Source organism: Desulfosarcina sp., from assembly GCF_046496365.1.
Classification (GTDB): domain Bacteria; phylum Desulfobacterota; class Desulfobacteria; order Desulfobacterales; family Desulfosarcinaceae; genus Desulfosarcina.
In genome coordinates this window covers 1-10,928 of sequence record NZ_JAWOHB010000206.1, presented here as the reverse complement: position 1 = coordinate 10,928, position 10,928 = coordinate 1, and the positions used below count along the sequence as shown (strand labels likewise).

At 56.3% G+C, this 10,928-nt stretch carries 9 protein-coding genes; 5 read left to right on the top strand and 4 right to left on the bottom strand.

The window, feature by feature from the left end; genetic code table 11:
- Positions 1 to 551: 551 nt before the first annotated feature.
- The gene (locus R6V78_RS20155; RefSeq protein WP_410291189.1) at positions 552 to 707 is read left to right on the top strand and encodes a hypothetical protein; all 156 of its coding nucleotides are present in this window, start codon (positions 552 to 554) and stop codon (positions 705 to 707) included.
- Positions 708 to 845: 138 nt separating this feature from the next.
- Here R6V78_RS20155 and R6V78_RS20150 read toward each other — a convergent pair whose 3' ends face one another.
- Both R6V78_RS20150 and alr read right to left on the bottom strand, forming a co-directional pair.
- Positions 846 to 2,438 (bottom strand): amidohydrolase, encoded by a 1,593-nt coding sequence (locus R6V78_RS20150; protein WP_410291188.1) that lies wholly within the window; start codon positions 2,436 to 2,438, stop codon positions 846 to 848.
- The gene (gene alr, locus R6V78_RS20145; protein WP_410291187.1) at positions 2,426 to 3,604 is read right to left on the bottom strand and encodes an alanine racemase; all 1,179 of its coding nucleotides are present in this window, start codon (positions 3,602 to 3,604) and stop codon (positions 2,426 to 2,428) included. The genes R6V78_RS20150 and alr overlap by 13 nt, the downstream gene beginning before the upstream one ends.
- Positions 3,605 to 3,792: 188 nt before the next feature.
- On the opposite strand from alr, the gene R6V78_RS20140 reads away from it, so the two are divergent.
- From R6V78_RS20140 to R6V78_RS20125, 4 genes are all read left to right on the top strand, one after another.
- Positions 3,793 to 4,911: a PotD/PotF family extracellular solute-binding protein gene (locus R6V78_RS20140; protein ID WP_410291186.1), complete on the top strand. Its 1,119-nt coding sequence runs from the start codon at positions 3,793 to 3,795 to the stop codon at positions 4,909 to 4,911.
- 88 nt (positions 4,912 to 4,999) lie between these two features.
- On the top strand, positions 5,000 to 6,085 hold the full coding sequence (locus R6V78_RS20135; protein ID WP_410291185.1) for an ABC transporter ATP-binding protein: 1,086 nt from the start codon (positions 5,000 to 5,002) through the stop codon (positions 6,083 to 6,085).
- Positions 6,078 to 6,959 (top strand): ABC transporter permease, encoded by an 882-nt coding sequence (locus R6V78_RS20130; RefSeq protein ID WP_410291184.1) that lies wholly within the window; start codon positions 6,078 to 6,080, stop codon positions 6,957 to 6,959. The genes R6V78_RS20135 and R6V78_RS20130 overlap by 8 nt, the downstream gene beginning before the upstream one ends.
- Before the next feature lie 2 nt (positions 6,960 to 6,961).
- Positions 6,962 to 7,741: an ABC transporter permease gene (locus tag R6V78_RS20125; protein ID WP_410291183.1), complete on the top strand. Its 780-nt coding sequence runs from the start codon at positions 6,962 to 6,964 to the stop codon at positions 7,739 to 7,741.
- Positions 7,742 to 7,746: 5 nt separating this feature from the next.
- Here R6V78_RS20125 and R6V78_RS20120 read toward each other — a convergent pair whose 3' ends face one another.
- A complete protein-coding gene (locus R6V78_RS20120) occupies positions 7,747 to 9,279 on the bottom strand; it encodes an N-acyl-D-amino-acid deacylase family protein (protein WP_410291182.1) in 1,533 nt (510 codons plus the stop codon).
- A gap of 92 nt (positions 9,280 to 9,371) precedes the next feature.
- Positions 9,372 to 10,163 carry a TrmB family transcriptional regulator gene (locus tag R6V78_RS20115; RefSeq protein ID WP_410291181.1) on the bottom strand — a complete coding sequence of 264 codons (792 nt, stop codon included), beginning with the start codon at positions 10,161 to 10,163 and terminating at the stop codon, positions 9,372 to 9,374.
- Positions 10,164 to 10,928: the final 765 nt, after the last annotated feature.

Below are 10,928 nucleotides of genomic sequence, written 5' to 3'. Positions count from 1 at the left end.
GTTATTGGGATCTATCGGGTGCGGTTTCTAAAGTAAGATGGGCAGGCCCGGGGTCAGGCCTGCCCAGGGAGGAGGGAGAATGAGGGGATCATTCTACCCATGGCCCCAGACTGATTATGAAAATCCAGCTGGGTACCAAATATAGGATAAGATCTACCTGATCTTATGCAACTTCAGGGATAACATTAGCTAAATTGTCATTGCAGCGTCCTGTTCAAAGTCATCCCGCAGTAGCTGTAGGTCTTCCGTTTTTCCTGCTGAACCAGACCGCACTCTGTGCATACCTGGCCGAACATGGGCATCCGTTGTTCGTCTCTGTCAACTAAAACACTCACCCCTGTCATCGACCTCAACCCAGCCGTGCAGGTTAGGCAGACAGTCGGACCTGTATCGCTACCCACTTCGGTTTCACACAGGGGAAATGCCTCGGGTGTTAGATCACATGCTTAAAGTTGAAGGAAGTTAATGGCAAGTGGCAATTTGACATGTGATCTGCAAACGAGACCAGATGAAGACCTAAGGTTGAAGCATCGGTGTGTGGTGACGTTCAAGTGTTCAGGAAAATTACGGGAAAAGGCGAACGGGCGGTGATCCCCGAGCCGAATCGACGCCAGTATCCCCGCCTCACGGCCTATATCATTGGGGCATATGCCGTCCTTGAGGGAACCTTCCGGGATGTGATCAAGAACATTGACACCGGCCGTTAAGGTTTCGTTGTCTTCCTGGTAGATTCCGGCCGCCACCTCAGGTTGGGCTTACAACCAGGCAGGGCATCATTAGGGAGGTGGCGATGTGGACGGTTCGCGAAAAGCGAGTTCTTTTCACCATCACCAAAAGTTTGTCGGTTAAACGCGGTGGCTTTTGTGTTCGATGCTTGATGGCGGCATTAGTTCGGCCGAGGTCGTCACAACATGCATGGCGTGGTCGGCAATTGCATTCGGGAGGTGGCTCAGCACGACGAACCGGGCCTCCTTGCCCGGCGTCAGACTGCCTATTTCCGGGTCGCCGGAAGCTATCGACGACCCCACGGTATAGGCCCGGAGTGCTTCCAGGGGTGTCAAGGTTTCCTCGGCCCCTATGATGTCGCCATCCCGGGTTTGGCGGGTTACCGCTGCGCGCCAGCCCAGGATGGGGTCCCCGGTGCTGATGGGCTGATCCGAGCTGAAGGCCAGGGTCAGGCCGGCCTCGATCCAAGCCCGGTAGGGCATCAAACGGTCGGCCCGTCCGTCCAAACAGCTGCGATAGGCATGCCCCAGCTGGAAGATGAATTCCGGCTGAGAACAGGGGATGACTCCCAGTTGCGCCATCAATCGGTTGATCCGGTCGTCCACGACCATGCAGTGCTCCAAACGGTGTCTGGGCCGCCGATGGGGTAGGGTTGCTTGCGCTGTGGCAAAAGCCTGCAGGCAGATGTCGATGGTAATGTCCCCAATGGCATGCACTGCGCAGCGCCAGCCACCGCGATGTGCGCGCAGAATCAAGGCTTTCAGCTCTTCGGCCGGGTAGACCAACGACCCAGTGCCGCCGTCGGTATAAGGCTTGCTCAGGGCCGCTGTCCGGTTGGTCAGGGCGCCATCAGCGATAATTTTCATCGGTCCCAGCCGCAGGCAGGACGGGGCGTCGGGGAGTTGCACCTGGTCACGATCGAGCCAACCCATCTCCCGACAGACGTCTACTTCCGGCATGAGGGTCACCTTGACCTTGGGGGACTGGGCCAGAACACGACTGTAGGCCGCCCATTCCCGCTGAATGCCGAACCATTTTCCCGACGTGGCGTCGGTGGCCGCCAGAATACCACGTCGGGCCTGGTGTTCCAGGCTACAGCGGATTGCGTTGTCGAGTTGTCTATCGGTGGGGGCGGGCAGAACTTTTTCCACCAGGCTGACGGCCATTTCCAGAAGCCTTCCGGTGAGGCGCCCCGTGGCATCGCGGTCGATCCGGCCTTCAGGGGGATCGGGGGTTCCGGCATGGATGCCTGCCAGTTCCAGTGCCTTGGAGTTGGCCAACCCTTCGTGGCGAGACAGGTGGAACAGGTATACAGGCCTGCCTCGGCCGATGCCGTCCAGGGTATCGCGCCCGATGTGGCGCTGGCCTGCCAGGATGTTTTGGTCGTAGTTGACGCCGATAAGCCACCCATCCGTTCTCGGCAGGTCGTTGGCCCACAAGGCCTCCTGGATATCATCTGCCGAGCGGCAATACCTCAAATCTGCCCTTGTCATGTCCTGCCCGAGTCTTAGCAAGTGGGCGTGGCAGTCGTTGAAGGCCGGTACGACGGCAGCGCCGCCAATGGCAAGGCGGCGAGCCAAGGGGTAACGTTGCCGAAGCGTTTTCAGATCGCCGTTGGCCACGACCCTGGTATCAGAGACGACCATCGCCTCGGCCACAGTGCCTTGATCGTCCATCACGAAAACCGGGGCCCCTTCAATCAGGTATTCCATCTCATCTCCATCGCCGGTTTGTATATCCGTGGCACTGATTCTTTGATGCCACAAGTGATCATCGCCGCGAACAAGTCAATGCGTTTCGCCAAGCCGGCCGCGGTGATTTTTTCAGCCCCCTGACAACCGATCAGCACCGCCTCTTGGCCTTCGAGGTCGCCTGGGATATGACCGACATCCACTATCATCGATTCCATACCGATCAGCCCCACCACTGGTGCCCGCTGCCCTTTGATCAGGACCTCACTGCAGTTGGACAGGGCGCGCGGGTATCCGTCGCCATAGCCGACCGGGAGGTGGGCAATGCGAGTGTCTTGCGAGGGCCTGAAGGCCATTTCGTATCCCACCGGCCGGCCGGCCGGCGCTGCTGTAATCCTGAAGATTTTGGTTTTCCAGGAGAGAACGGGCTTGAGGTCGAGACCAATGCTCTGGCTTTTGTAGCCGTAAACCCAGGCTCCCGGACGAATCATGTCTAAATAGCTTCGCGGGTAGAAGGCCACCGCGTCGGAGCCAGCTATATGTTTCAGGCGGATTCGGAAGCCTTTTTCGGCAAGCCGGTCGCACAGTCCTGTGAAGGTGTTCAGTTGGTGGTAGGTAAACGTATCGCAAAAGGGGTTTCCCGGTTTCCCTGCGCAAGCAAAATGGCTGAAGATTCCTTCGATATTGAAGCCCCTCTCGCGCTTCAAAAGAGCCAGAAAATCCTCAGCGCGGTCGGCTTGTAACGGAACCCGGCCCATACCAGTATCGACTTCGATGTGAACCGTCAGCGGACCGTAATACCCAGTCGCCATGCGGTGGACCACCTCCGGAGTCGACAGGCTGGCGATGAGGCGGTGTCGGCGCATTTCTTCTACTGCCTGGGCGGACGGTTCCATCAGCACTTGGATGGGAACGGCCAACCCGGCCTGGCGCAGGACCAAACCCTCGTCGACTTGTGCCACGGCCAACCGGTCGACTCCGGCGGCTTCCGCCGCCCTGGCGACCTCCACCAGCCCGTGCCCGTATGCGTTGGACTTGACGCACGCCATGACCAGGCGGCCGGGGCCGGCTTTTTTCCTGAGAGTCCCGATGTTGTGCTGCACGGCGGACAGGTCTATCTCCACCCATGTTCGAAGGTCGCTGATGGCTTTCTCCGTAAAGGTTGTAGAATTGGCAATCCCAGACAAATCAGTCACCCGTGGGCTGGTTTGAAATCGATGGTCTCTAAGTCTGCAGTGGCGGAATCCAGCGCCGATCAGCCGTAACTATAGCCCTTGACACCGCAAGCAAAGGCTGTTACAAGAAGTTACTACATCAGTAGTAACAATTAGTCAAGCCCTCAATTCAGCTGCCGCCGGGGCAGTTGGATGGAAGGATGCAGGATCTAACCGTGGGCAAGAAGGAGGAACGGAAGATGATGCAATCGAGGTGTGGTAGAGTTTTCGCGTTGCTGGCCATGGTTTTGATGGTTAGCTGGGGTGCGGCCGGTATTTCCGGAGCCGCCGGAGAAAAAATTGGCGGCCAATTGGTAGTGGACAGCTTTGGCGGCAATTATGCCGAGGCGGTCAAGACGTACATCGCCGAACCCTTCGAAAAAGAATTTGGCGTCAAGGTGCTGATCAATCATTTCGGGTCCAACTCTGAGCAATTAGCTAAACTCAAGGCCGGCAAGACGGATATGGATGTCTCTTTTTTGGGCAACACTTACGTTTACATGGCCAGACAGGACGACTTGCTGTTGCCACTGAGAATGGAAAACGTGCCCAACTACAAAGATATGCTTCCAATCTTCCATCAGCCGGTCTACGATCCTGGTCCGCAGACCTATAGCGTCAGTTTCATCTGGGGCGACCAGGCTATTGCCTGGAATACAGAGAAAATTGACCCGCCCCCCACATCCTGGAGTGTACTCTGGGATCCGAAGTATAAGGGCCGAACATCCATTTTTGGATCCGGGACCTCCGCCATTCCAGTGACCGCGATGTTTCTTGGCCAAGACCCCAACAACATCACCGACCTGGGCGCGATCAAGGCCAAACTGATGGAACTCCGTCCCAATCTCCTTAAATTTTGGAAGGGAGGCGCTGAACTGACTCAACTGCTGGCCACTGAAGAAGTCTGGGCGGCCGACTTCTGGCGGGGCCGAGTTAACAAACTCAAAGAGGAAGGGCATCCCATCGAGTACACCCAGCCCAAGGAAGGCACCTTTGTCTGGATCGACTGCATCGTCATTCCCAAAGATGCCAAAAACCGCCAAGCCGCCGAGGCCTTTGTCAATTATGCTATCAGCGCGCCGGTACTCAAAAACTTCGTGACCAAGGGCGTCAACTACGCCCCGGCTTCTGCCGCCGTCCAACTGACGGCCCAGGAGAAAATAGAACTGGGGGCAACCGATGAGATCATCCAACGAGCCATACTACTCGATCCGGCTTACATCGGGAAAATGCGTGACACTTGGAATGAACTGCTCAATGAGGTCATGGCCGCCAATTAAGCGGCTGCATTGAACCGCGATTCCCGGGCCGACATCTGTCTGTTGGCTCGGGAACGCCCGCACGACAGGGCCCGCCACCGAGGAAAATATGCCTGAGATCGATATTCAGTTAAACCGGGTTAGCAAACGCTTCGGTGACGTCATGGCGGTCGACGACGTCTCGTTTTCCATCCCCAAGGGCACCTTCTTCTCCCTGCTGGGACCTTCCGGATGTGGCAAAACCACGGTCCTGAGGATGATCTCCGGCTTCGAGGACCCTTCGGCCGGGCTGATCCTCATCGGCGGTCGGGACATGACTGGGATGCCCCCTTTTAAGCGTCCCACGAATCTTGTATTTCAGCATCTGTCCCTCTTTCCCCACCTGAACGTGGCAGCCAACATCGGATTCGGCCTGGAGATGAAAAAGCAGCCGAAAGCGGCCATTACCCGGGCCGTGGGAGAGATGCTAGACTTAATCGAACTGCCCGGCTTCGGTGAGCGGCGCATCAGCCAGCTTTCAGGCGGCCAGAGGCAGCGAGTGGCCATTGCCCGGGCTTTGGTTAACAAGCCGACCGTGGTGCTGCTCGACGAACCACTGGGGGCTCTAGACCTCAAACTCAGAAACCAGATGCAGCTTGAACTCAAGCGCATCCAGCGCGAGGTCGGCACGACCTTCGTCTACGTGACTCACGACCAGGGCGAAGCCATTACCATGTCTGACCACATCGCAGTCATGAACCAGGGCCGGTTGGAGCAGATCGGTCCTAGCGCCGATATCTACGAGCACCCGGAGACGGTTTTTGTCGCTGGCTTCATCGGTGAAACCAATCTGATCGGCGGCACTCTGGCCGCCGGAGCGGCATGCAGTATCGTCCAGAGCGACAGTGGCCTCGAGATCCGAGTCCCAAGAGATCCCCGGCCGCCGGGAACCCGCGTCCGGGTCAGCATCCGGCCCGAGAAGATCCGGTTGGCGCCCGACTCGGAAGCTTGCGCCAACTGTTTCTGCGGTCGTGTGCTCGACGCGGTCTACCAAGGGGATTCCTCTACCTACGCCCTCTTGATTTCTGATCGTATGCACCTAACTGTAACCCGCCAAAATACCGACGCTGGTAAGGTCCTTGAACGCGGTCAGGAAGTGAACGTGGGCTGGCCGGTGAACGCCGGGGTCGTCATTGGGGAGCCGGACCATGATTGAGCGACTGTTCCCGGGTACGGCTGCCCAACGACGTTCCAGGATCCGACTGCTGGTCCAAATCGGTCCGGGGACACTCTGGATTGGGATGTTTTTTTTCCTGCCCCTTATACTGATCCTGATTTACAGCTTTTACCAGTTCACCGACGGCCGAGTTCTGCGGGTACTGACTCTGGAAAACTACGCCCGGGCCCTGTCCCAGTCCATTTACTACCGGGTTTTCCTTAAAAGCCTGTGGTACGGCATAGTGGTCACCCTAATTACTCTGGTTATCGGCTACCCTTGCGCCCATTTCCTGGCCCGGAGCCGCTTCAGACGCAAGGATATCCTGTTCGCCGGCCTGATCGTGCCTTTCTGGACCACCATAGTTGTCAGGATCTATGCGTGGAAAATCCTGTTGGGTTCGAAAGGCATTGTCAACGGCATCCTTCTCTGGGCGGGTCTTGTGGATACGCCCCTCAAGTTGCTCTATACCCAGACGGCTGTGTTTTTTGGACTCATCCATGTCTTTTTGCCTTTTATGATTCTTCCCCTGTATGCCTCGATCGAGAAAATCGACCGGGCTCTGGAGGAAGCGGCCATGGACCTGGGAGCCGGCAGGTTGAAGACCTTTCTGCGGGTCAATGTCCCGCTTTCGCTGCCCGGCATCAACACCGGATGCCTGTTGGTGTTCATTTTGACGGTGGGATCATACCTCACACCGGAACTACTTGGTGGTCCCAAGGAAATCATGATAGCCAACATCATCCAGCGAGAGTATTATGAATCCTTCAACTGGCCATTCGGTTTCGCTCTTGCAGTGTTGCTGCTGCTGGTGGTCCTTTTCCTGGTGGTCGTCTACAACCGGCTCTTCCGGCTAGAACGGATCGGAGGCTAAGCATGGGGCTGCGCTGGATACTGCTCAAGGTGTGGACAGCGGCAGTCTATTGCTTCCTGTTTCTGCCCATTGTAGCCGTAATCTTCATGTCGTTCAATGGCTCAAAGTACTCCATCTTTCCCCCTCCGGGGTTCACCCTGAAGTGGTATTTAGAGGCCACCCGCGATCCCAATGTACTGTTGGCTATCCGCAACAGCCTTATGATCGCCGTATGCGCTTCCGCCGGTGCCACCACCATCGGCACGCTGGCCGCCGTGGGTTTTGTTCGCAACCGCTTCCGGCTGCGGGAAATCCTCAGCGTACTGTTCCTGTCGCCTATGATCATTCCGGAAATCATCACAGGCATTGCCCTGCTGTCAATGGCCACCCTTTTAAATATCAAGGGCGGTTACGGTCTGATCGTCGTTGGTCACATTCTCATTGGGCTACCCTTTGTGATGACGGTCGTTTCGGCCAGGCTTCACGGATTCGATTCATCGCTGGAGGAAGCGGCCATGGACCTGGGAGCCGACGAAGTGATGACTTTTCGCCGTGTGACCATGCCGCTGATCATGCCCGGCATCATTGGTGGGGCGCTGCTGTCCTTCACCATTTCATTCGACAACTTCATGATGACTTACCTGCTAGCTGGAACCGGTATGATGACCGTACCCATCCAGATCTATTCGATGGTCCGCTTCGAGATCAATCCCAAGGTGCATGCCCTGTCGGCTGTGATCGTGGTCATCTCCATGACTTTGATGGTGATCAATGAAAAGATAGTGAAAAAAAGACATGCCTGAGGCTATCAGCGGGTCTGAGCCAACACGCATCCCTGTGCGGCATAGGTGAGCCGGTCGCGGATCAGGGCTGGGCAGCCGCCGATAAGAACCAGTTCGATGCCCTCGGGGGGCTGGTAGGGCTGTTCATAGGTTGACCGGTCGATTACGGTGAGTGGATCGAAGACGACCAGATCAGCGTCCATGCCCGGGGCCAAGCGGCCTTTGCCGGTCAGGCCAAAGGTCGCCGCCGGCAGGGACGTCATGCGCCGAACGGCTTCACTCAGGTCGATTAAGCCCAACTCCCGGACATAACGGCCCAGGATCCTGGGAAAGGTACCAGTCAGGCGAGGGTGGGGGGCACTGTCTCGCGAGGGGGGTATGCCGTCAGAGCCGATCATCGTGGCCGGATGGCTGAGAATTCGCTGGACATCTTCTTCGTCCATGGCGTGGCTGATCATGCCAACCCCTAAACCTTCGGCGGCGATCAGATCGAAAACCAGGTCGTGGGGTGAGATTCCTTCGGCGTCGGCGATTTCTCGCACACAGCGTCCAATGTAGTCGGGACGGGTGCTGCAGGTCGCGATGGTAAGCCGGTAGGTATCCCTACCGGTGAGCAGGCTTTGCCAGCGGTCCAATGGGTCGCTTTCGATCTTGCGGCGCAATTGTGCCCGGAAAGATGGATCCTTGAGGCGAACTCTCAAAGTTGCCACGCCGTCCGCCAGAGACTCGACCGGCAAAACTGCGGCCAGATAGGTCGACCCCGCCCGGTAAGGATAGGCGTCCAGCGTTACCCGCAGGCCAGCCTGGCGGGCACGGTCTATCAGTGCCAGGGTCTGGCGTGACTTGCCCCGGTTAGCCGGATCGGCGGTCTTGTGGTGACTTATGTGAACGGCAGCCTCGGATTGTCGGGCCAGTTCGATCATCTCCGCCACTGCCTCGACCACCCGACCGCCTTCGCTGCGGATGTGGGCACTGACAATACCTTGGCGAGATTGCACCACTCGGGCCAGATCGACCAGTTCAGATAGGTCCGCGTAGGCACCTGGAGCATAGATGAGGCCCAAAGACAGGCCGATGGCCCCCTGATCGAGGCAGCTTTCCAGAAGGAGACGCATCCGGGCCGTCTGCGCTTTTGAAGGGGCGTGCGAACTTGGTCCCATCACTGCCAGGCGAAGCATGCCATGGCCCACTTGACCGGCGTAGTGGATGCCCAAGCCCGCCGCGTCGAGCGCTGCCAGATAGGTCCCGAAATCCGTAAATTCGTTTTGGGCTGAGGGCAGTCCGTCCGTTCCGAGCAGCCTGAGTTGTTCGAGCTGGTCGTTGCGATACGCGTGGGACATGGGCGCGGGGCTGACCCCGCAGTTGCCGCCGATGACCGTGGTGACACCCTGCTTGACCTTGAACTCTCCATCGGGATGGGCCAGCAGGTAAAGGTCGTCATGAGCATGCACATCGATAAACCCGGGACAGACGATCCGACCGTGGGCCTTGAAAATTAGAGTGTCCGACGTCGTCGGCAACCCTCGGCGTTCAACAACCTGCACTCGGCCTTTACTCACGCGAACATCCGCCGCAATCGGTTTTCCGCCGGTTCCGTCAATTACCGTTCCGCCTTGAATGATGAGGTCTGTTGGCTCATGGCTCATGGTGGTCAGTAGTCGTTCTTTATGATTTCATAGACCCGTTGTTCCCTCGTACTTAGGGGTTTCCCGAGATCATGAATCTTGTGCAGAAATATATGGAAGTAGTCGTGTCTAAGGTTCTCGCGCCCTGAGATGACGAAGGACCGATTCTTGGTCCAGTTGATTGGGAACGCTTGGCTACGGCCTTGCCCCAGAACGCCTGCTAGAATTTCCTCCTTGTCCACCACAATGTCGATCGTTCGACCTCCGAATTTTTTGCTGACAAGGACTGCGTTGTGATGGGCCACTTGGAATTCGAAGTGCTGCGGCATCTCCCCCAGAACGATGAACTTGATAGACACCCCGCGCGCTTCGGCCTGCACCAAATCGTCATATAGTTTAAGGCCCTCTTCCGGCGTGACACGGATATAGATCTCGACTGCAGCGCGGGAAATCATCTCTTTAGCCTTTGAAATGATTTCATCGTAAGCGCTGATCGTCCAGACGTAATCATAACGCGGCTTTGCTCTCTGTGCCTGAATCAATTCTTCAAAGACCTGTATGTCCTTGTCGAAACGGTGGCGCAGCCGCTTGACGAGTTCTTTGGGAGGCAAGGGCGCGTAGAGGCCAGGCTCCAATTCCGCCACAATTCCCTTGGTTTTTAAGCCTTGTAGGACATCGTAGATCCGTGCCCGGGGGATTTTTGCCATGACGCTCAACTGGGATCCGTTGACCGGTTTGTCGCTGTCAACCAGGGATAGGTAAGCTTTCAAGGCATATTGGGAAAGGCCAAAACTTGATAGGCTATTTCTGAGATCCATTTCTTCTCCAATGTTACTCAGGAATCAAGAGCGTCTCTAACCATTGAACTTTTTCCTATTTCATTCCCTTTCTCATCTAAAACGGGTGGGGTCGCAAGGCGCAGCATCCAAGGCCGCCTTCTATTCTTGTTTACTGGATTATAAACAGCGCCTACCAAATCATTAAATCTAAGTCAATCTTGGCAAGCCAGTAAAAATTCACCGCTCAGAATCATTCCGCGTATCGAGCAAATGGTTGTGGTGGTGGCTGCTTTGCGGCCCACCCGGAAAGCGAACGGAAAATGCCGCCGATTCGCTTTTTTGAAAAGGCGAAAAATGCGATAAACACCGCGGCTCCAGTCTGCATTGGCCAAGGCGTTGGCCATTTCAGTTTTTTAAAGATGAGAACTTGCTTTTTGCGGTCCCAAGTATGCCAAGTCGATACTTGTGTGTCAATATCCATTTTAATACAGGGATTTATATAGAATAGAATTTACATGCAGTTCCTCTTAGTGCCGCAAATCTGGGCGTCATTTCCCTGTAAGGTTGGGTTGCTACTGTCCGACCATAGGACGGGTACTCTGCTGGCCTCGCCATGGGACCAGGGAGCCCGGTCCTTTAAACGATCCTTTCATCTTTATCTGTTAGCGGCGACCTGAAAATGTCTTTAAACTGGCGGTTTAAAAATGCATAAGGGAGACCGCGAGAAGTTTGGTTGCCGGAGCTGTCTTCAAATGTCTCCGGCAACCTTTTCAAACGGTTTTCATACCTCGATTTGTTCTTTCA

What these genes read in the sequence shown, in the direction of transcription:
- R6V78_RS20130 (WP_410291184.1), top strand. Translation starts at nt 6,078, where the DNA reads ATGATTGAGCGACTGTTCCCGGGTACGGCTGCCCAACGACGTTCCAGG.
- R6V78_RS20135 (WP_410291185.1), top strand. Translation starts at nt 5,000, where the DNA reads ATGCCTGAGATCGATATTCAGTTAAACCGGGTTAGCAAACGCTTCGGT.
- R6V78_RS20115 (WP_410291181.1), bottom strand. Translation starts at nt 10,163, where the DNA reads ATGGATCTCAGAAATAGCCTATCAAGTTTTGGCCTTTCCCAATATGCC.
- R6V78_RS20140 (WP_410291186.1), top strand. Translation starts at nt 3,793, where the DNA reads ATGCAGGATCTAACCGTGGGCAAGAAGGAGGAACGGAAGATGATGCAA.
- R6V78_RS20150 (WP_410291188.1), bottom strand. Translation starts at nt 2,438, where the DNA reads ATGGAATACCTGATTGAAGGGGCCCCGGTTTTCGTGATGGACGATCAA.
- R6V78_RS20125 (WP_410291183.1), top strand. Translation starts at nt 6,962, where the DNA reads ATGGGGCTGCGCTGGATACTGCTCAAGGTGTGGACAGCGGCAGTCTAT.